The organism is Ruegeria sp. H8 (assembly GCF_056532905.1).
The window spans coordinates 270,865-289,121 of the sequence record NZ_JBQFNY010000001.1 but is presented as its reverse complement, the minus strand read 5'-3'; the positions used below and the strand labels follow the sequence as shown (position 1 = coordinate 289,121).

The 18,257-nt window shown below is 60.3% G+C and carries 23 protein-coding genes; 3 read left to right on the top strand and 20 right to left on the bottom strand.

Translation table 11 applies throughout. From position 1 onward, the window contains the following. The 11 genes from ACR0A2_RS01340 to ACR0A2_RS01290 all read right to left on the bottom strand — a co-directional run bounded on the left by ACR0A2_RS01340 (position 1) and on the right by ACR0A2_RS01290 (position 6,286). The gene (locus ACR0A2_RS01340; protein WP_171204954.1) at positions 1 to 663 is read right to left on the bottom strand and encodes a phage tail tape measure protein; all 663 of its coding nucleotides are present in this window, start codon (positions 661 to 663) and stop codon (positions 1 to 3) included. Then, the gene (locus ACR0A2_RS01335) at positions 650 to 859 is read right to left on the bottom strand and encodes a rcc01693 family protein (RefSeq protein WP_170343939.1); all 210 of its coding nucleotides are present in this window, start codon (positions 857 to 859) and stop codon (positions 650 to 652) included. Before ACR0A2_RS01335 ends, ACR0A2_RS01340 begins: the two co-directional genes overlap by 14 nt. Continuing rightward, complete coding sequence (locus ACR0A2_RS01330) at positions 856 to 1,176, bottom strand: gene transfer agent family protein (protein WP_170343938.1); 321 nt, start codon at positions 1,174 to 1,176, stop codon at positions 856 to 858. The genes ACR0A2_RS01335 and ACR0A2_RS01330 overlap by 4 nt, the downstream gene beginning before the upstream one ends. A gap of 4 nt (positions 1,177 to 1,180) precedes the next feature. Further along, positions 1,181 to 1,594 carry a phage major tail protein, TP901-1 family gene (locus ACR0A2_RS01325; RefSeq protein WP_170343937.1) on the bottom strand — a complete coding sequence of 138 codons (414 nt, stop codon included), beginning with the start codon at positions 1,592 to 1,594 and terminating at the stop codon, positions 1,181 to 1,183. Between the two features lie 20 nt (positions 1,595 to 1,614). Further along, positions 1,615 to 2,028 carry a DUF3168 domain-containing protein gene (locus ACR0A2_RS01320; protein ID WP_480618186.1) on the bottom strand — a complete coding sequence of 138 codons (414 nt, stop codon included), beginning with the start codon at positions 2,026 to 2,028 and terminating at the stop codon, positions 1,615 to 1,617. Beyond that, positions 2,025 to 2,363 carry a phage head closure protein gene (locus tag ACR0A2_RS01315; protein WP_171115397.1) on the bottom strand — a complete coding sequence of 113 codons (339 nt, stop codon included), beginning with the start codon at positions 2,361 to 2,363 and terminating at the stop codon, positions 2,025 to 2,027. Before ACR0A2_RS01315 ends, ACR0A2_RS01320 begins: the two co-directional genes overlap by 4 nt. Further along, a complete protein-coding gene (locus tag ACR0A2_RS01310) occupies positions 2,360 to 2,959 on the bottom strand; it encodes a head-tail connector protein (RefSeq protein WP_171115395.1) in 600 nt (199 codons plus the stop codon). The genes ACR0A2_RS01315 and ACR0A2_RS01310 overlap by 4 nt, the downstream gene beginning before the upstream one ends. 170 nt (positions 2,960 to 3,129) lie before the next feature. Beyond that, positions 3,130 to 4,308: a phage major capsid protein gene (locus ACR0A2_RS01305; protein WP_480833822.1), complete on the bottom strand. Its 1,179-nt coding sequence runs from the start codon at positions 4,306 to 4,308 to the stop codon at positions 3,130 to 3,132. 34 nt (positions 4,309 to 4,342) lie between these two features. Beyond that, positions 4,343 to 4,888: an HK97 family phage prohead protease gene (locus ACR0A2_RS01300; protein WP_480618181.1), complete on the bottom strand. Its 546-nt coding sequence runs from the start codon at positions 4,886 to 4,888 to the stop codon at positions 4,343 to 4,345. A gap of 26 nt (positions 4,889 to 4,914) precedes the next feature. Beyond that, entirely contained in the window at positions 4,915 to 5,133 is a 219-nt protein-coding gene (locus ACR0A2_RS01295; protein ID WP_171231429.1) for a GTA head formation protein, RCAP_rcc01685 family, read from the bottom strand. Beyond that, positions 5,126 to 6,286, bottom strand: a complete 1,161-nt coding sequence (locus ACR0A2_RS01290; RefSeq protein ID WP_480833821.1) for a phage portal protein — start codon at positions 6,284 to 6,286, stop codon at positions 5,126 to 5,128. Before ACR0A2_RS01290 ends, ACR0A2_RS01295 begins: the two co-directional genes overlap by 8 nt. A 179-nt stretch (positions 6,287 to 6,465) precedes the next feature. Here ACR0A2_RS01290 and ACR0A2_RS01285 point away from each other — a divergent pair, with 179 nt between their 5' ends. Continuing rightward, positions 6,466 to 7,434, top strand: coding sequence for a cation efflux transmembrane domain-containing protein (locus ACR0A2_RS01285; protein ID WP_152458321.1), 969 nt, complete (start codon positions 6,466 to 6,468; stop codon positions 7,432 to 7,434). Between the two features lie 19 nt (positions 7,435 to 7,453). On the opposite strand, the gene ACR0A2_RS01280 is transcribed toward ACR0A2_RS01285, so the two are convergent. Further along, positions 7,454 to 8,755, bottom strand: coding sequence for a DNA-packaging protein (locus ACR0A2_RS01280; RefSeq protein WP_480833820.1), 1,302 nt, complete (start codon positions 8,753 to 8,755; stop codon positions 7,454 to 7,456). 521 nt (positions 8,756 to 9,276) lie between these two features. Next, complete coding sequence (locus ACR0A2_RS01275; RefSeq protein WP_171204959.1) at positions 9,277 to 9,654, bottom strand: VOC family protein; 378 nt, start codon at positions 9,652 to 9,654, stop codon at positions 9,277 to 9,279. A gap of 204 nt (positions 9,655 to 9,858) precedes the next feature. On the opposite strand from ACR0A2_RS01275, the gene ACR0A2_RS01270 reads away from it, so the two are divergent. Both ACR0A2_RS01270 and ACR0A2_RS01265 read left to right on the top strand, forming a co-directional pair. Beyond that, entirely contained in the window at positions 9,859 to 10,230 is a 372-nt protein-coding gene (locus ACR0A2_RS01270) for a winged helix-turn-helix transcriptional regulator (protein WP_318245759.1), read from the top strand. 326 nt (positions 10,231 to 10,556) lie between these two features. Beyond that, complete coding sequence (locus tag ACR0A2_RS01265; protein WP_480833818.1) at positions 10,557 to 11,822, top strand: DEAD/DEAH box helicase; 1,266 nt, start codon at positions 10,557 to 10,559, stop codon at positions 11,820 to 11,822. An 81-nt stretch (positions 11,823 to 11,903) separates the two neighbouring features. On the opposite strand, the gene mltG is transcribed toward ACR0A2_RS01265, so the two are convergent. The 7 genes from mltG to fabD all read right to left on the bottom strand — a co-directional run bounded on the left by mltG (position 11,904) and on the right by fabD (position 18,214). Continuing rightward, positions 11,904 to 13,061 (bottom strand): endolytic transglycosylase MltG, encoded by a 1,158-nt coding sequence (gene mltG, locus ACR0A2_RS01260; protein WP_480445461.1) that lies wholly within the window; start codon positions 13,059 to 13,061, stop codon positions 11,904 to 11,906. Further along, positions 13,062 to 14,327 (bottom strand): beta-ketoacyl-ACP synthase II, encoded by a 1,266-nt coding sequence (fabF, locus tag ACR0A2_RS01255; protein ID WP_480445463.1) that lies wholly within the window; start codon positions 14,325 to 14,327, stop codon positions 13,062 to 13,064. It lies immediately after the preceding gene. Positions 14,328 to 14,510: 183 nt separating this feature from the next. Further along, positions 14,511 to 15,254: a 1-(5-phosphoribosyl)-5-[(5-phosphoribosylamino)methylideneamino]imidazole-4-carboxamide isomerase gene (locus tag ACR0A2_RS01250; RefSeq protein ID WP_152458328.1), complete on the bottom strand. Its 744-nt coding sequence runs from the start codon at positions 15,252 to 15,254 to the stop codon at positions 14,511 to 14,513. 123 nt (positions 15,255 to 15,377) lie between these two features. After that, positions 15,378 to 15,917: a GNAT family N-acetyltransferase gene (locus ACR0A2_RS01245; protein ID WP_171204962.1), complete on the bottom strand. Its 540-nt coding sequence runs from the start codon at positions 15,915 to 15,917 to the stop codon at positions 15,378 to 15,380. Between the two features lie 138 nt (positions 15,918 to 16,055). Next, positions 16,056 to 16,289, bottom strand: coding sequence for an acyl carrier protein (locus ACR0A2_RS01240; RefSeq protein WP_008756330.1), 234 nt, complete (start codon positions 16,287 to 16,289; stop codon positions 16,056 to 16,058). A gap of 206 nt (positions 16,290 to 16,495) precedes the next feature. Continuing rightward, positions 16,496 to 17,233, bottom strand: coding sequence for a 3-oxoacyl-[acyl-carrier-protein] reductase (fabG, locus tag ACR0A2_RS01235; protein ID WP_480833817.1), 738 nt, complete (start codon positions 17,231 to 17,233; stop codon positions 16,496 to 16,498). 42 nt (positions 17,234 to 17,275) lie between these two features. Further along, positions 17,276 to 18,214 carry an ACP S-malonyltransferase gene (gene fabD, locus ACR0A2_RS01230; protein WP_480833816.1) on the bottom strand — a complete coding sequence of 313 codons (939 nt, stop codon included), beginning with the start codon at positions 18,212 to 18,214 and terminating at the stop codon, positions 17,276 to 17,278. Positions 18,215 to 18,257: the final 43 nt, after the last annotated feature.

Here is an 18,257-nt window from a genome sequence, read left to right as displayed (position 1 = left end):
TTATCTGTTGCGATTGCCGCGCCCCAACGCGCGGCTCATCTGGGCCGCTATCTGCCCCTGAGAGCGACGGAACCCTTGCACGTCCGGTGTTGAAATGTTCATCACCACATTCACGGCACGCCCAGCGCCCTGCGTCCGCACACCCAGCTTGCCATCGGCCCCGCGCGCAAGCGGCATGATCGCCTCGGGCCCGGCTTCTCCCATCAGCCCGGTGCCTCCGCGCATGGGAAACGTTGTCGGGCCGCTGACCACACCGCCATTGGCGAAGGGCATCACCCGGCCCTGGCTGAAGCTGCCGCCATCAGCAAAAGGCAGAATTCCCTTCACCAACCCGCCGACCGTGTTGGCCAGCATTCCTCCAAAGTGGTCCGTCACCGGCTTGATCGCGGCCGCATAAGCCGTTTGGATCAAGGAGTTCTTCAGGACATCCAGCGCACCGGAAAGACTCATCCCATCCAGAACGACACCATCGAAGGCCTTGCGCAATCCGCTGGACATGCCGCGCTCCAGCGTGGCGACATCCTTACCGGTTTCTTCAAATGCGGCGCTGATGCGCTTCATCTGGCTGTCAAACGCCGCCGCCATAGTCGCAGCATCGCCGAGGGAATCGCCCAGCGCTTCGCCTCGTTCTTGCAGGTCATCAAACCCGTCACGATCTGTCATCACGCTCTCCTTGTGTCTTGTCCGGATAAGCCGCCAGCAAGGCATCCAACCCCGCCCGGTTCATTGCAGACGCTCCGGACCCCTGCCCCAGCATCAGCCGCAGCTCTGCCGGGGTCAGACGCCAGAATTGATCCGGCGTCAGTCGCAGCCCCAGAAACCCGGCCCGCATAAGGGCAGGCCAGTCGAACCCGCTCATGTGCCCTCCGGCACCATGAAGGCGCGCGCCAACAATTCGGCTGCGGTTCTGGCGGCAGCCATGGGGCCGCCTTCAATCTCGGCATGCATCAGGTCGGCCCGGGCAATGTTCCAGCCACCGCCCCGCAAACCGGCAACGATCAGCGCCAGAACATCCGCACTGGAATACGCACCGCCCTCAAACCGCTGCACCAGCTCAACCAGCGACCCAGCATTCAGCTCCTGCTCCAGCTCCGCCAAAGCACCCAGCGTCAGTTTGAGCACCCGCTGCTCGCCATCGATGGTCAGCGCCACCTCGCCTGTCCACGGATTGGCCATCGGATCAAAGCGCCGTAAAGGTCAGAGCACCGGCACTGGCCATGCTCATCTCATAGGTCGCCTCACCGTTGTGCGAGCCCGCATATTCGATGCTGGTCACCTGGAACGGACCTTCAACAATCCCGAAATCAGGGATGATGACCTGAAAAGCCGGAGTTTCGCCATCAAAGAACAACTGCCGCGCACGCTCATCCGTGCCGGCATCCTTGAACACGCCCGAGCCAGAGATAGAAGCCGATTTGACCCCCGCCCCGGACAAAAGCTCGCGCCATCCACCCTGGCTTTCCAGACTGGTGACATCCACACTTTCAGCATTGAAACTTATGCGCGTGGCCCGCAGCCCCGCGATGGTCTGGAACAGGCCGGTACCGTTCATATCCATTTTGACCAACAGGTCTTTTCCGTTCTGGGCAGCCATGTGCTCTCTCCGTTGATTGCTTAGTCATCTTCCACGCGGGCGCGGAACTTCATGTCGATCTGGCGGATGGTGCCGCCGGTCCCGGTGCGCCGGGCCGAGGCCCGCTCGAACCACAGCCCCACCAAACGCCCGCGAACCAGGTTAAGTGGCGCGTTTTCCAGCGCGTCACACACCGCGCCCGCCAGTGTTTTGGCAGCACCGAACCCTGCCTCCTGGGACACCACCGAAACGGTGAAGCGGTGTATCGCGCCCGCGCCTGTTCGGTCCGACGCGTCGCGCACCTCTTCGGGGCCCAGCGTCACATAGGTCTGCGGCACGGTTCCCGCGGGCACGGCATCATAGATCGCGCCCCCCGATTGGCTGCTGACTGCTGCGTCCGCTGAAAGCTGTTGATACACGGCCGCCTGCAAAGCGGCGGAAACGCCATAGCTCATGCCGCCACCTCTTCATCTGCGAAACAGGTCAGGAACTTACCGCGCGGGTCATGCTCGGCCACGGCCCGGATTACGAAACAGCGATTTCCCTCGCGAAACCGCTGATCTGGCGCGGGGCGCACCGAAGATCCCATGGGCGCACCACGTACCACGATGCGGTACCCGACACGCGAAACGGACGCTCCGGCGATCTGCCGTTCGGCCCCACTGCGCGCCGTCACCTCGGCCCATAGTGTCCCCATCGCGGCCCATGTTTCGGTATAGCCCCCCGACCCATCAGCACTTCGCATTGGCGCCTCCAGCACCAATTTACGGTTCAGATGCGGCGTATTCATTGCGATACCCCCGCCCCGAAACGCACCATGCGATAGCGCTGGATCAGGCTAGTGACACCAAAGGGCATACATCCAGCGCCCAATGAGGTTTCATCCCGGTATTCATAGTAATGCGCCGCCAGCAGCAGCACGGCTTGCCCAAGATCGGCGGGCAACCCGCCCCAATCCTGCGCCATCCCCGCGACAAACGAAATCTTTACGGAACCACCCGTTTCGATGGCAGGCAGGCTGGATCCCAATGGGCGAATCCGGGGCCGCTGACTATCATGCTCCAGGCGATAGGTCGCGGCGTCCGCGACCGTTTCGGCTCCTTGCTTGTCAGTCAGCGTCACGGCCTGCACTGAAACCACCGGGGCCACAGGCAGCACTTCGCCCGACGGGTCGCGCCACCTGTTCAAACTCCACGAGAAATCCCGTGTGATCAGAACCGTGCCAGTGCGTGCCTCGATCGCCGCGATGGCAGCCCGCAGGAACCCCTTCAACACTTCATTCTGCACATCATCTTCGGCAAAGCCCGTGCCCAACCTCAGATGCGCCTTGAACTGATCCACCGGCAGCGCCGCATCCGCGATGGCGGTCTCTTCGATCAACATCATCCACTCACTCCGCAATCTCGGACCCCTCCAGGGCCCCATCCTTGGAAAATGGCGGGCACGCGCCGCCCCACGTTGCTCGGACGGAGGGGAGCAGCTAGACAACGCAGAGGATCTCACTCCGGCCCGCGCCCGCCGTCCGAGGGGCCAGGGCCCCCCGGATTCAGCCCGCGTTAGGCGGTGCCGAATTTCACCAGCTTGATCGCAGCAAAATCGCTGACATCGCCGCCGACGCGCTTGGTCGCGTAGAACAGGACATGTGGCTTGGCGCTGAACGGGTCGCGCAGCACGCGCAGATCAGGACGCTCGGCAATGGTGTAACCAGCCTGAAAGTCACCAAAGGCAATCGAGAAACTGTCGGTTGCCACATCCGGCATGTCCTCGGCGATCAGAACCGGATACCCCATCAGACGCGCTGGCTCACCTGCGGCCAAACCATCGGACCACAGGAAGCGGCCATCGCTGTCCTTCAGCTTGCGGATCACACCTGCGGTCTTCGAATTCATCACGAAAGTCCCGTTGACCCGGTACTGCGCGCCCAGCGCATAAACCACATCGACAATCGCATCCGCATCAATACCCGCATCAATTCCGGTCGCGACATAGCCAAGGCTGCCCCACGACCAGCCATCATTCGGCACCGCTCGGTGGATCATCAACCCCTTGGGCTTGTCGACGCCATCGCCGTTGATGAATGCCGCCGCCTCGGCGCGTGCAAACTTGTCGGCAATGCGCCCGGCCAGCCAACCTTCGACGTCGAAGGCACTGTCATCCAGCAGACGCTGCGACGCCTTGGGCAGCGCGCTCAGCTCGTGCAGCGGGATCGAGATGCGATCGATCGACGGTGTTCCGGTTTCCGCTGTGGCCGAGTTTTCGTCAGCCCAGCCCGCACCTACATCGGTGTGATCGATCAGCACGTCGAACGAATTTGCCTCGACATTCACGACCGATGCAATCGAACGGATCGAGGCGGTCGAGTTCAAAACCGACTTGATCGTCTCGGCAGTCTGCGGATCAACCAGATAGCCACCATCGCTGTTGACCGCTGTTGACAGGGACTTGGCCTCCATCTCGAGTCCACGCAGCCCGTCATCTTCGCCGGACCGCACATAGGCGTCAAATGCCTTCTGATGCGGGGCTCCCTCTTCGATCGAAGCGGCAAGATGCGGGCGTGCCGCGATTGTTGATTTACGATCCAGCATGGTCAGTCGCTCTTCTGTCTGTTGCAGTTTGGTGTTAACTTCGGCTTTCAGGCCCTTGAATTCATTCACGAAGCCAGCCATCGCCTGCTTCACCTCCTGAACCAGGGGCGCACCCTCTCCGGTCAAGGCCGGGGTTTCGGTCTTGCTCATCAGCATGTCCTGTTCTGAGTGGTTTTGAGGCGCGCTAGTTCCGCGCCAGCTCCTGCCGGGCATCGTTGAATACGTCGGCAATACAGCGCAGGGCTTCCTCGGCGTCAGGTGTCCTTCCCTTCGCCGCCACCCGCGCACTGGGCAGCATCGGGAAGGTCACCAATGACACCTCCCACAGCTCCAGTTCGGTCAGGACCCGCTGGCCCTTGTCATTCTTCACGGCCCGTTTGGTGCGGTAGCCGATCGACAGACCATCCATCGCACCTGCCCGGATCAATTCTGCCGCCTCGCGGCCCTTCTGCGTGCTCTCCAGCAGACGCCCCTTGACCCACAGGCCCTTGTCGTCCTCGCGTACGTCGTCCCACACGCCGATGGGCTGGGCCGGATCATGCTGCCACAGCATCTTGACGCGCTGCTCCGCCCTGGCCAGCCTGTCAAGCGAACCGCGATAGGCGCCACGCTGCACCACGTCACTGCCCTGATCGACCTGCCCAAACAGGCTGGCATAGCCTTCGATTACCGCATCATCCGTAACCGACAAACCGTCGCCGAACCGTGCGAACTTATGTTCCAAATCCATGAACTTCTCCATGTAACCCATTGAACTCATGGCGATACAACCAAGAGGGATTGAAACGCCTGTGCCAGGATCACCGCCGCCACGCCATAAACCGTCAGCCACAGCCGGCGCTCCAGCCGCTCCATCATCTCTTCGATCTGATCCAGGCGCCGACACAGATGTGCATGCTGGATCTCGGCCACCCGCTCATGCGCGGCCAGACGCAGACCCGGCGCGCACTCGAACGAGGGATACCCCTCACCCATCCGCACGCTCCGGCAGGCCCAGCAAGGCACGCTTCTCGGCGTTGGTCAGGAAGTCGGCCCCATTGACCCGCGCCCATTGCGCATCCCGTTCTGCGGACAGCGCAGGCACCTGATCCAGGTCAGGCTTCAAAACCAGCTCCTCGCCGGTAAATCCCGCCAGCCAGTCCGCCAACGCCGCCGCCACCCGCGTCACCAGGGGCAGAACGGTCAGGCGATAGAACGCCCGGTTGGCCTCCTGATAGTTCGAATAGGTCGCGTCACCCTGAATCCCCAGCAGCATCGGCGGGACACCGAAGGCCAGCGCGATCTCACGGGCGGCGGCTTCCTTGGTCTTTTGAAACTCCATATCGGACGGAGAGAACCCCATCGGCTTCCAATCCAGCCCCCCTTCCAGAACCATCGGACGGCCTGCATTGCGCGCCCCGCGATAGTTCGCCTCAATCTCGTCTGACAGACGCCGGAACTGATCTTCGGCCATCACCCCGTGGCCATCGCCTTTCCAGACCAAAGCCCCCGAAGGCCGCGCCGCATTATCCAACAGCGACTTCGACCACCGCGACGCACTGTTATGTACATCAATCGCCATCGCCGCCGCCTGCATCGGCGAGAACCCATAGTGGTCATCCTGAGGGTGGAACGATTTGATATGGCAGATGGCTTCCGCCACAAACCGATGCTTCTTGCCGCCAACCGCATAGTCATACGCCTTGGGCCATCCATCCGCCCCCGGCACGACGCTCATCCGGTCTGAACGCAACACATGCAGCTCGACCGGCAGGCCTTCCTCGGCTTGAACCGCCTCGACATAGGCATTGCCCGACAGCAGCAACTGCCCGAACAGAACCTCCATCAACTCCGCTTGCCCCTGCGCCGCATTCGGACGACGCATTAGGGACAAGATCGGATGGGTATCAAACCGCTGCGCCTGATCCTGCAACACCAACGGCAAAGCCGCCGCCGCCTCGGCAATCAGCTTGACGGAACGAAACCCCACCGGGTTCCCTGAAAACCCCGTCCGCGTCAGCGACACCGCGTCCCTGGGGCTCCAGGCCACGCGCCCGCCCGTCTGCCACGCGACCACCGGCCCAGCCGCGCTTACTTTTGCCTCGGGCGCCGCTTCAGCCGATCCACGACGCAAGAAATCGAATACCATCTGTGCTCCTTTCTGCCGCCGCTCTGCCCGGCTTGTTGAAGGGAGTTATGACGGAAAGAAGTTTAAGCCTCGGGAATGGGGCGTACGGGGGTTGGGCAACACGAGCAACCAAAGTGGGTGGCGAATTCCGAATGGATGGCTATTGGTAGAAGTACTGAAAGCAATCCGGGACCGATCGAATGACCCAGCCAGAATTGGCCATCAGAAAACGACTGGAAAGCCGCGCACTCGTAGTGGCAATGGGGGGAAATCTCTTCATGGGTGCCGCAGGAATCCTGGCCAGCATTCTGTCGAATTCGAACGCGATCATGATGGACGGACTGTTCTCACTGATCGGTTTTACTTCAGCCGTTCTCGGCCGAAGGATCAGCCAACGAATTGATGCCGGACCCGACAAGCTACGACCGTTCGGCTATGCCGCAGACGAAGCCATCTTTTCAACACTCCGCTCTCTATCCCTGTTGGGTCTTGTATTGTTTGCGATCACCAGCGCCCTCAAAAGCATCTACAACTATCTGAACGGCCTGCCCCCCGAGCCTCTGAGCTTTGCGCCGATGATCCTCTATTTCTCAGGGATTGGGCTGACCTGCACCTTGCTCTGGGCCTTTCATCATTTCACCTGGCGTCGCATCGGACGAAACAGCGCAATCCTGCGACTGGAGGCCAAAGCGGCGCTTTTTGACGGGATGATCACTGCCGCGGCAGGCATCGGCTTGGCTGCCATCTACTTTTTCAGGGAAGGACCACTTGCCTTGATCGCTCCGATCGGGGATTCCGTGATTGTCCTACTGCTTTGCCTGCTGGCCCTCGGGGCGTATATCCGTGAATTCAAAGGCGGATTGGGCGAGCTTGCAGGGTTAAGCGCCAGCCCCGCCACTATTGCGACCGCGCGCCGCGCCGTACGTGCAACTCTCATTGAAGATGGCGGGCGGATCCGGGATCTGTCTGTTACCAAACTGGGCCGATCCCATTTAGTGACTGTTTACTACGACCCATGTCGTTCCGTTTTCGCGCACGAAATCGACCGCCTCAACCTGGATTTGATACGCGATGTTCGAACCGTATTGGCCGGGGCTGACGTTCTGCTGATTGTCTCTGAACACCCCAGACGATGGCCAGATGAACTCGCCCCTGTCCAAAGCGCTTGATGTATTCGCCGCACTGGCCTTACAAACTCCGCACCCTCGGCCGCCGGTACACCCCCGCAGGCCCCACCACCAACTCATGCAGCGCCCAGACCAGCGCATCGACGCGGTCGGGTGAGCCCTGCCCCTCGAACCCGCGCGCGGTCATCTGGCACATCTGTTCCTCCAGCGCGTCCAGCCCGGCCACATGGAGCACCCGCCCCTGTTCGTACAGCGCCGCCACCGGCTCGGCCCGTGCGACCTTGCCACGTGAGGCCCGCACCGCCCGGAACGGGACCAGAGGGTCCACCTGCCGCACCACCTCTTCCACCAGCTGCCCGCCCTGATTGACCTCGGCCACCAGCCGCTCGGCCCCAAACTCGTCCATCGCGTCAATTGCCGCCTGCGCCCAGCCCGCCGGGCCAATGCCCTGCACCGTCCGATCAGCCAGCACATAGGCGCGCCAGTCCTCGGGCGGGCCTTGCAATTGCGCGCCCACCACCACGATCCCGCAGGCATCAGCGCTTGATCCCCCCGTCACCGCCGGGTCCAGCGCAACGACGATGCGATCCAGCTCGGGCACTACCTCGACCCGCGCCGCATCCAGCATCGAGCCTGTCCACAGCGCCCCTTCGGCATCGGCCAGCAGCACCCCGTCCAGTTCCTGCCGCCCCAGCCGCGTGCCCGCATAACGCGCACGCACCTCTTGCAGGAACGAGTCCGCCAGATTGGCCCGGTTCGCCTCGGTCGGCGCATCGGTCTGAACCGTGGACGGCGAGGCCAGCAGATCCTTCAGCACCTTCACGTTGCGCGGCGTCGTGGTCACGCAGACCCGCGGCCGCTCACCCAGCCGCAACGCGAATTGCAGCATGTCCCAGGTCTCGCCGGCCTTCTTCCACTTGGCCAACTCATCCACCCATGCCGCATCGAACTGAGGCCCCCTCAGACCCTCAGGATCATGCGCCGAAAACGCCTGCGCCTCGGCCCCGTTGGGCCAGATCAGCTTGCGTTCGGATGCCTTCCACACCGGCCGACGATCCGGCGGCGAGCACTGCAAAATCCCGCTATCGCCAAAGATCATCACATCACGCACCTGATCAAAGGTCTCACCCACCAAAGCCACTCGACACGCCTCGCCCATGTCCAGCGGTTTCGGCCCCTCGACCATCGACCTTACCCACTCGGCCCCGGCCCGCGTCTTGCCCGCGCCGCGCCCGCCCATGATCACCCAGGACCGCCAGTCGCCCTCGGGTGGCAGCTGATGCGGCAGCGCCCAGAATTCGAACAGGAAAGGGAGGGCACACAGCCCTCCCTCCCCGATCTCACTCAGAAATCTTTTCTGCACCGCAACAGGCGCGGAGGCGAGCCAGCCTGCACCCGACTTCAAACCGAGCTCGGTCAAGATCGAGCGCGTACCCTCCTTGGGCAATTCCGGCTTGTCTGTGATGTTGTTCGACAAAGCTTGTCTCCACTTTCTGACAACTTCGGATCAGCCCCTCTAACTGCCCGAGTTGCTTGGCTGAACCAGCAAGATCTACATCCTCCCCGGCTCCGATCTGTTTGCGCAGGTCTTCCGCCGCTTGCCGCAGATCGCGAATGGACCTCTCAAGCGACTGCAACAATTCAGCCGTCTGGGAAATCCGCTCTTCCGGGGTAATCAAAGTCATGTTTGCCTGTGACCTCATGCGTGAGTTTTCTCCGCACGAGAGAAGCAAAAAACGGCCACCGGGTCGCCCCGGGGCCGTTGCCCACTTCCTCTAGCATGTCACAAGCTATACGGTATTAAGTGCGCAAAGTCAATGAGTTGCGCAACGTCGACGCAACACGCAGCGGTCGCTGTGTTGAGTTTTCCTTTACCTCTTACTCTCAGCTCTGGCCTGTCAAATCCTGCGCCAGCATCAGCGCATTCCTATCCGGATCGTAAAACGTTGCCGTGCTGACCATCCCCTCAATCGTGTCCGTTTCACCGTCAAATTCCACTCCTGCAAGTTCCAACTTTCCGCGCGCCTCCGCGATATCCGCGACTTCGAAAACAGGCACGCAATTCCCCGGAGAGGCTTCGGCCTGTTCGCCCAGCCCCAAAGTGACTCGGTCGACATTGGTTCGCAATTCGCTCCATCCCGCTTCATCAATGTGGTGGATAAGCTCAAATCCCAGCTTGGCGGCATACCATTCCGCACTGGCGTGTCGATCCCGAACGGACATCGCAAGTGTGATGGTGTTTTTCAATGAAACGAGCGACATAAGGCTTTTCCTTTTTGAAAAATATATTTACTATACTTTATGGACATAAATACACTTGTCAAGCTGACATCGCGGGCTTGGTCCCTGAAAATTCTTGCCCTGCTGCACGCCAAAGTTCCGGGCCGGCAAGCCCCGCTTTTGGCAGCGACCGACGCAAGCCGAACGGCCTTTGCAGCCAGCCTTTCTCATCTTATTGAACTTGGAATGATCGAAAGAAACCCCGGACATGGGCACCCTCTGCGTCCAGAATTTCGACTTACGCCATTCGGAACCGAGGCTGCCACGATCGCCAGCAAGATAATTACTACCGCCCGCTCTGAGGATGAAATCAGACTGCTAAGAAAATCTTGGACTGTGCCAGTTCTGGCGTTGACAGGTACCCCTCATCGTTTCTCGGCCATCAAATCTGGTCTTACGATCATTACAGATCGGGCGCTGTCCTCATCCCTTCACCAATTGGAAGCACAAAACTGGATCCGACGCGACATTCACACTGCCGAGAGGATGCCATTTCCAACCTATCAGGCCGTGAATACTGGAATGGCGATCAACAGGGCCGTTGGTTTTACGCTGTAATTCAATGGCAGTCTGGTGCCGCGAACAGTGCCTTATTCGACTCAGTAGACCACCAGAAGGCTTGCCAGCGCTTGACATTTCATGGCGGAACCCTCATGTGCCCCACATCACAGCGCTGATGCGTGAGTTCAAGCGGACCTCGTCCGCCCCACAGCGCCAACTCATCATTCCAGTTCCCCATCACGCAGGGTTCTTGACGCGGCGGCCGGATGGCGCAGGATACGCCTGCTCGTCCCGAGGTCTCGCACAACCCCTGTCGGTCGCCAACGCGCGACCCTTCATGACCTGTCCGTGGGCCAACGCTCCGGGCTGCAAAGGATAGTTATTTGTTCGACTTTGATATGCTGGGCCTTGCCCCAGCACTGAACGAGGCACTCAAACGCGCCAATTTCACTCAACCCACCCCGATCCAGAACCAGGCGATTCCGCTTGCTCTGAATGGTCACGACATTCTGGGACTGGCGCAAACCGGCACCGGAAAGACCTTGGCTTTTGGCCTGCCTCTGATCGATCACCTTCTGGCCCAACCCGGCAAGCCCGACCCGAAAACCGCCAAAGCACTGATCCTGGCGCCCACCCGCGAACTTGTGAATCAAATCGCCGACAGCCTCCGCACCTTGACGAAAGGCACCAAGCTGCGTGTGGCCACCGTTGTCGGTGGCCAATCGATCAACAAGCAGATAATGTTCCTTTCCCGTGGCACCGATATTCTGGTCGCCACACCGGGCCGCCTGATAGATCTGATGGAGCGGGGCGCGGTAAACCTCGGAGCGGTGCGCCATCTGGTGCTGGACGAAGCAGACCAGATGCTTGACCTGGGCTTTATCCATGCACTGCGAAAAATCGCTCCGGCCTTGGGCACCCCACGACAAACCATGTTGTTTTCGGCCACCATGCCGAAGCAGATGGAAGAGCTCAGCCGCGCTTACCTGACCAACCCGCAGCGGGTGCAGGTCTCGCCTCCGGGCAAAGCCGCAGACAAGATTACACAATCTCTGCACTTCGTCTCCAAACCCGGGAAACCAGCCAAGCTGCGTGAAATCCTGTCGAAGGACATGGACGCCCTGACACTGGTCTTTACCCGCACCAAACATGGTGCGGAACGGCTGATGAAAGGGCTTGTGGCCGATGGCTACAACGCCGCATCCATCCACGGCAACAAAAGCCAGGGTCAGCGTGATCGCGCGATCAAGGCGTTCCGCGCGGGTGACATCAACATTCTGGTGGCCACCGACGTTGCCGCCCGGGGCATCGACATCCCGGGCGTCGCCTATGTAATCAACTTCGACCTGCCCGAGGTGCCTGACAACTACGTCCACCGTATCGGGCGCACCGCCCGCGCAGGGCGCGAGGGCGAAGCCATCGCTTTCTGTTCCGCGGAAGAAGTTGATCTGCTGCGCCAGATTCAAAAGCTGATGAAGATCGAGATTCCAGTTGCCAATGGCGCGATGCCCGAAGCTGTGCAACCTGAAAAACCGGCGCGCCGCCCGAACAACCGTCGCCGGGGGTTCAAACCCAAATCCGCCGACGCGGGGTCAAAACCCGCAGCAAACAAACGGCGTCGCCCACGCGGCAAACGTCCGGCGGCCTAAGATCGGAACACAAAAAAGCCAACGCCGGTTCAATGACCGGCGTTGGCGCAACACGATGAACGAAACCATTTTTCGTTCAGATCAATTCCCCGAATTCTGCTCTGCCTCAATCTCGCGCCATTTGGCGACATTGCGATTATGCTCCTGCAAGGTTTCGGCAAATGCATGGCCGCCCGTGCCATCGGCAACGAAGAACACGAAATCCGTGTCATCCGGCGCAACAGCAGCTTCAAGGCTGGCCAAGCCCGGATTGGCAATCGGCGTCGGCGGCAAACCGTCTATCTGATAGGTGTTCCACGGGGTTGGTCGGTTCAGCTCGCTGCGGCGCAGCCCGCGTCCCAACGTGCCTTGCCCTTTGGTGACGCCATAGATGACGGTCGGGTCCGTCTGCAACCGCATCCCCTGTTTCAGCCGGTTCACAAAAACACTGGCCACTTGCCCGCGCTCTTCCGGAACTCCGGTTTCCTTTTCGATGATCGACGCAAGGATCAGCATTTCTTCGGGATTTTGCAGCGGCAACCCGTCCTGACGGCTTTCCCAAACGGCATTGATCCGCAATTGTTGCTTGTCCTGCATCGCCTGCAAAATGTCGTTACGGTCCTGGCCCGCCACAACATCGTAACTGTCAGGCGCCAGCATCCCTTCGGCCGGGATCTCGGTCACCTCACCTGTCAAAGCGTCGAACGCCTTCAACGCCTGTACCACCTGCCACGAGGTCACACCTTCGGCCAGCGACACGCGGTAACGGGTGTCCGCCTCGTTGCGTTTCTCGTCATAGGCCTCGGGCACCTCGTCTTCCAAGGGATCAAACGACGCGATTTCGACGAAATCCAGGGTCGCCGGGTTCAACTCGCGCACACGGGTCTGAGCACGCGTCACACCGATACGATACTCAATCTCGGATCCACAGGTGCTGGCACCGCTGCTGGTAATTTCGTCGATGATCTGCTCCATCGACGCGCCTTCCCGCACCAAAAAGCTGCCGGCTTTCAACTGCTGCGCCCGATCCGTGTAATCGGCGGCCATCCGAAAGATCGTGGCACTGCGGATCGCGCCCTGCTCTTCCAGTTCCTGACTGACACGTGTCATGTTCGATCCGCTCCTGACCTGAAGGCAGATCGCGGTTTCAAGCGGGCCTTCGGCCTTGTACTGGGTCTGCCCCCAAAGGATCAGTCCACCCATCAGGAACAGACCGACCACCAGAATGGTCAGCGCGTTCGAAGCAATGGCCCGCCACATTTAGTTGGCCTTTCCGAAGATCACGCTGGCATTGGTGCCGCCAAACCCGAACGAGTTCGACAGGGCCACGTTGATCTCACGCTCACGCTTGGTGTTCGGGGCCAGATCAATCGGTGTCTCCACCGCGGGGTTGTCCAGGTTGATCGTCGGAGGTGCGACCTGATCGCGGATCGCCAGAATCGAGAAGATTGCCTCGATCGCCCCCGCTGCACCCAAAAGGTGCCCGGTTGCCGATTTGGTCGACGTCATGGTGGCGTTCGCGGCGTGGTCTCCCAGCAGACGTTCGACCGCACCCAGTTCGATCGTATCCGCCATGGTCGAAGTGCCATGGGCGTTGATGTAGTCCAAGTCCTTCGGCTCCAGCCCGGCGCTGCGCAACGCGGCTTTCATCGAACGTTCTGCCCCGTCACCATCCTCGGACGGTGCCGTGATGTGATATGCGTCGCCCGACATGCCATAGCCCAGCACCTCGGCGTAGATCTTTGCACCGCGGGCCTTTGCGTGTTCATACTCTTCCAGGATGACGATGCCCGCACCTTCGCCCATGACGAATCCGTCGCGGTCAACGTCATAGGGTCGGCTGGCCGCCTTCGGGTTGTCTGCATATTTGGTCGACAACGCCTTGCATGCGTTGAACCCGGCGATGCCGATTTCGCAGATGCAGCCTTCGCCGCCACCTGCAACCATGACGTCTGCGTCACCTGCCCGAATGATACGGCTGGCGTCACCGATTGCATGGGCACCGGTGGAACACGCCGTCACGACCGAATGGTTCGGCCCTTTGAAGCCGTGCCGGATCGACACCTGACCTGATGCCAGGTTGATCAGAGCGCCCGGAATAAAGAACGGTGAAACCCGGCGCGGGCCCTTGTCGCGGATCAGATTGGCGGTATTCGCGATCGAACCCAACCCCCCGATGCCCGAACCGATCAGAACACCTGTTCGCAGGCGGTCCTCTTCATCTTCCGGCAACCAGTTCGCATCCTTGCAGGCCATTTCCGCGGCTGCGATGGAATACAGGATAAAGTCCTCGATCTTGCGTTGCTCTTTCGGCGGCATCCAGTCATCGGGATTGAAGGTCCCATTGGTTCCATCCCCGCGGGGCACCTCACAGGCGTAGGTCGTGGCGACACCACTGCCTTCCGCATCAAAATGCGTGATGGGACCAGCGCCGGACTCTCCGTCCAGCAGCCGCGACCAGGTTTCCTCGACCCCGCTGGCCAAAGGAGTGACCAATCCAAGACCGGTTACAACGACTCTGCGCATGAAGTGCCTCTTGCCTGCTTGCTGTTATGAGAACCGCTCTTACCCCGGCCCGGGGTGCGGGGGCAAGAGCAACGGCGATTTCAGGCGGGCTTCCCGCCGCCGGGCAACCGAAGCAGTACCGCTGTGGGTTACGGAAATCGGTGCCCGCCCTTTCACGGATCCGGTTGAAAGGGCGAAGCGTATTTATTGGAACTGTGCCACCGGCTCATGCGCCGATTTTGCCATTTCCAGTGCATCCGTCAGGTCAAGTGTCTTGCGAAACAGTGCACGCCCCACGATTGCACCCGAGATATTGGGAATATAGGCCAGCCGCGAGATGTCATCCGCGGTACGTACAACCCCGCTTGCTATCACCGGGGTGCGCGAATGGCTGGCAAGTCCCGAGATCAGGCCAAGCTGAGCCTCGACGTCCTCCATATCGCTGTCGATATCCGTCACCACGATAGCAGCAAAAGGCGCCCCTTCGAATGCATCGATAAACGCTTCGGGCGTGAATACGCTTTGGCTGCGCCAGCCATCCGTCATTACATAACCTTGCCAGACATCGACCGACAGCACGATTTGATCCGGGTAGAGCGTGGCCAATTCCTTGACCAGTTTCGGCTCGCGCGCTGCCAGCGTCCCGATCACGACGCGACCGACGCCCTTGTCGATCCAGCGTTCGACCTGTTCGCGGGTCCGCATACCCCCCGCCAACTGAACCGGGATTTCGGCAGCGCGGATAATCTCTTCAATCAATTCGACGTTGGTATCCTTGCCTTCGATCGCGTCGAAATCGGTCAGATGCATCCATTCGGCACCCGCTTCCGCCCAGCTTCGCGCTGTTTCGACTGGGTTTACATGCCAAATCATAGCGTTGTCCAAACGACCTTTGTCCAACGTGACACACCGGCCGTTCTGCAATTCCATAGTGGGGTATATCCTCATGAGCTCGGTCCTCCGCTCAATCGCTCTGAAAATCCCCGGAAGCATACACCTTGAACGCCCTCCCAATATCACCGGGATCGGCACAGTTTGGCCATTTTGCGGCATAGTGTCGAAGTGGCGGATTTACGCGAGCGCCGGTGGCCCGTTGCGCCGAAGCAAATGCACCGGGGTTTCATTATACACCCCTTCCCGCATCAATACATAGCCCAGCTTTTTGGCAAGTTTCTGCGACGAGGCGTTGGACGCATTCACCATCGCAACCAAAGGCCCGGGAATCACCCGGTCAAACCAGTCATGCGCTGCCTTGGCCGCCTCATACCCCAGGCCCTGCCCCTGCGCTTCGGGCGCCAGAACCCAGCCCGCTTCGGGAAAGCCGTCGAAATCATCGCCCATCTGACGGTTTCCGTAAAAGAAACCGGCCTGTCCGATCAGCTTTCGATTCGATTGTTGCAGCACACCCCATTGTCCAAACCCGGCCATGTGCCAATGCCCGGCATTGCGCAAAAAGGAATCCCATGCCTCTCCGCGCGATCGGGGTGAGCCGCCAATATGCTGAACGACGCACGGATCTCTCCAGATCTCGGCGAACCGGTCAAAGTCCTCCGGGCGCATGGCACACAGCGTCAAACGCGCGGTATTTATCATGGGAGTGGATCTTATCATGCCCTGTCCACTTTGAATTTTGCCTCAATGGAAACAGTGCGCATCCGAAAATGCACGCGCAAGCATGAATTTTGAGCGGGCATAAAAAAACGGCGCCTCCGTTGCTCGGAAGCGCCGCTTTTGATCAGAAGGAAACGCTTAGGACGCTTCGCTGATGAATTTGACCGCGTCGCCGAAGGTCTGGATGGTCTCGGCTGCGTCATCGGGGATTTCGATGCCGAACTCTTCTTCGAAGGCCATGACCAGTTCAACGGTGTCCAGGCTGTCTGCGCCCAGATCATCGATGAAGGACGCGTTTTCCGCGACTTTATCTTCTTCAACACCCAGGTGCTCAACAACGATCTTCTTAACGCGATCTGCGACGTCGCTCATGTCTATTCCTCATTCCTTTACAGGGCGGTCTGCCCGATTCTGCCCTTGCCCGCACGGGTTGGCTTTGATTTGCCCGTTTCGGGCGGTTTGGGTCCCGGCGAACCGGGAAGTCGAAGGCCGACCTGAACAACCGGCCCCGCATAGATGCGCCGCCTATAGCATAGTCGACGCAAGAGGCAAACGCTTTCGCGCTGCCCCTGTGGCGATCACAACATGGCCATACCACCGTTCACATGCAAGGTGCTTCCGGTAACATAACCCGCTTCGGGGCTGGCAAGATACAGAACAGCCGCTGCAATTTCTTCGGGTTCACCCATGCGGCCCGCCGGAACCTTGAGCAACAGACCCTTTTTCTGCTCCTCGGTCAGCTTCTCGGTCATTGCAGTCGTGATAAAACCCGGTGCCACGGCATTCACGGTAATTCCGCGCGTTGCCACTTCGTGAGCCAAAGCCTTGGAAAACCCTATCATCCCGGCTTTTGACGCAGCATAGTTGGCCTGCCCCGGGTTGCCAATTGCGGCCACCACGGACGAGACATTCACGATCCGGCCCCAGCGTGACTTCATCATGCCGCGGATCACACCTTTGCACAGTTTCATCGTCGAGGTCATGTTCACGTCAATCACGCTCTGCCATTCCTCATCGGACATGCGCATGAACAGGTTGTCGCGCGTGATACCCGCATTGTTCACCAGGATATCCACCGATCCCATCGCCTCGGCCGCTTGCTTTGGCAACGCTTCTACGGCTTCCGGATCGCTCAGATTGCAAGGAAACACATGCGCGCGTTCGCCCAGTTCGTCTGCCAGAGCCTGCAATGGCTCGACTCGTGTACCGGACAATCCGACCGCTGCGCCAGCACCGTGCAACGCACGTGCAATGTCGCCTCCGATACCGCCCGAAGCACCGGTGATCAGCGCATTTTTACCTGTCAAATCAAACATTCGGTTTTCCTCTTGGTGCGTCGGCCACGACGCTTTTTGAGCTTACGATTCGGCCTGAATGGCCTTTTGAACATCTTCCGGTGTGCCCACTGCCTTGCCTGCAATGGCACGATCGATCTTGCGGATCATGCCGGACAACGCTTTGCCGGCACCGATTTCCCACGTTTCAGTCACGCCCTGCGCGGCCATGAACTGAACGCTTTCGCGCCAGCGAACCGACCCCGTCACCTGTTCCACCAGTAACTGACGTATCAGATCCGGATCACTGACGGCTTCGGCGCGCACATTGGCCACCAAAGGCACGGAAGGCGCCTTTATCTCGACGGCAGCAAGCGCTTCCGCCATGACATCTGCCGCAGGCTGCATCAGCGCACAGTGAAATGGAGCACTTACAGGCAACATAACAGCACGTTTTGCGCCTTTTTCCTTGGCAATCTCGGCGGCACGCTCCACGGCAGCCTTGGAACCGGACACAACGACCTGGGTTGGATCGTTGTCATTGGCAGCCTGACAGACCTGCCCCTGCGCGGCTTCTTCTGCAACGGCGCGCACCGCCTCCAGATCCAATCCAAGAATGGCCGCCATTGCGCCCTCGCCCACCGGTACGGCACTTTGCATCGCCAGACCGCGGGTGCGCAGCAAGCGCGCGGTGTCCGCGACCGACAAAGCCCCCGCAGCCGCAAGGGCCGAGTATTCACCCAAGGAATGACCCGCCACGAAAGCCGCCTGACCAACCGAAACGCCTTCGGCTTCCAGCGCACGCATTGCCGCCATGGATGTCGCCATAAGAGCCGGCTGGGCATTCTGAGTCAGCGTCAACTCGGCGATGTCGCCTTCCCAGATCACGCTGCTCAGCTTCTCTCCCAGTGCCTCGTCCACCTCATCGAAGACGGCCTGCGCCGCCGGATAGGCATCGGCCAGCGCTTTGCCCATACCGATGGTCTGGGCGCCCTGCCCCGGAAAAACGAACGCGAGTGTCATTGCAACCTCATGGATGATGTCAGGTTGCGGCGGGGTGTAAACT

Excerpts from the sequence above, each read along its gene's own strand:
- ACR0A2_RS01310 (WP_171115395.1), bottom strand. The coding sequence starts at position 2,959 with ATGATGTTGATCGAAGAGACCGCCATCGCGGATGCGGCGCTGCCGGTG.
- ACR0A2_RS01285 (WP_152458321.1), top strand. The coding sequence starts at position 6,466 with ATGACCCAGCCAGAATTGGCCATCAGAAAACGACTGGAAAGCCGCGCA.
- ACR0A2_RS01275 (WP_171204959.1), bottom strand. The coding sequence starts at position 9,654 with ATGTCGCTCGTTTCATTGAAAAACACCATCACACTTGCGATGTCCGTT.
- fabD (WP_480833816.1), bottom strand. The coding sequence starts at position 18,214 with ATGACACTCGCGTTCGTTTTTCCGGGGCAGGGCGCCCAGACCATCGGT.
- ACR0A2_RS01325 (WP_170343937.1), bottom strand. The coding sequence starts at position 1,594 with ATGGCTGCCCAGAACGGAAAAGACCTGTTGGTCAAAATGGATATGAAC.
- ACR0A2_RS01320 (WP_480618186.1), bottom strand. The coding sequence starts at position 2,028 with ATGAGCTATGGCGTTTCCGCCGCTTTGCAGGCGGCCGTGTATCAACAG.
- mltG (WP_480445461.1), bottom strand. The coding sequence starts at position 13,061 with ATGTGGCGGGCCATTGCTTCGAACGCGCTGACCATTCTGGTGGTCGGT.
- ACR0A2_RS01315 (WP_171115397.1), bottom strand. The coding sequence starts at position 2,363 with ATGAATACGCCGCATCTGAACCGTAAATTGGTGCTGGAGGCGCCAATG.
- ACR0A2_RS01330 (WP_170343938.1), bottom strand. The coding sequence starts at position 1,176 with ATGGCCAATCCGTGGACAGGCGAGGTGGCGCTGACCATCGATGGCGAG.
- fabG (WP_480833817.1), bottom strand. The coding sequence starts at position 17,233 with ATGTTTGATTTGACAGGTAAAAATGCGCTGATCACCGGTGCTTCGGGC.
- ACR0A2_RS01305 (WP_480833822.1), bottom strand. The coding sequence starts at position 4,308 with ATGAGCAAGACCGAAACCCCGGCCTTGACCGGAGAGGGTGCGCCCCTG.
- ACR0A2_RS01300 (WP_480618181.1), bottom strand. The coding sequence starts at position 4,888 with ATGGATTTGGAACATAAGTTCGCACGGTTCGGCGACGGTTTGTCGGTT.
- ACR0A2_RS01295 (WP_171231429.1), bottom strand. The coding sequence starts at position 5,133 with ATGGGTGAGGGGTATCCCTCGTTCGAGTGCGCGCCGGGTCTGCGTCTG.
- ACR0A2_RS01240 (WP_008756330.1), bottom strand. The coding sequence starts at position 16,289 with ATGAGCGACGTCGCAGATCGCGTTAAGAAGATCGTTGTTGAGCACCTG.
- ACR0A2_RS01335 (WP_170343939.1), bottom strand. The coding sequence starts at position 859 with ATGAGCGGGTTCGACTGGCCTGCCCTTATGCGGGCCGGGTTTCTGGGG.
- ACR0A2_RS01290 (WP_480833821.1), bottom strand. The coding sequence starts at position 6,286 with ATGGTATTCGATTTCTTGCGTCGTGGATCGGCTGAAGCGGCGCCCGAG.
- ACR0A2_RS01245 (WP_171204962.1), bottom strand. The coding sequence starts at position 15,917 with ATGATAAGATCCACTCCCATGATAAATACCGCGCGTTTGACGCTGTGT.
- ACR0A2_RS01270 (WP_318245759.1), top strand. The coding sequence starts at position 9,859 with ATGATCGAAAGAAACCCCGGACATGGGCACCCTCTGCGTCCAGAATTT.
- ACR0A2_RS01250 (WP_152458328.1), bottom strand. The coding sequence starts at position 15,254 with ATGAGGATATACCCCACTATGGAATTGCAGAACGGCCGGTGTGTCACG.
- fabF (WP_480445463.1), bottom strand. The coding sequence starts at position 14,327 with ATGCGCAGAGTCGTTGTAACCGGTCTTGGATTGGTCACTCCTTTGGCC.
- ACR0A2_RS01340 (WP_171204954.1), bottom strand. The coding sequence starts at position 663 with ATGACAGATCGTGACGGGTTTGATGACCTGCAAGAACGAGGCGAAGCG.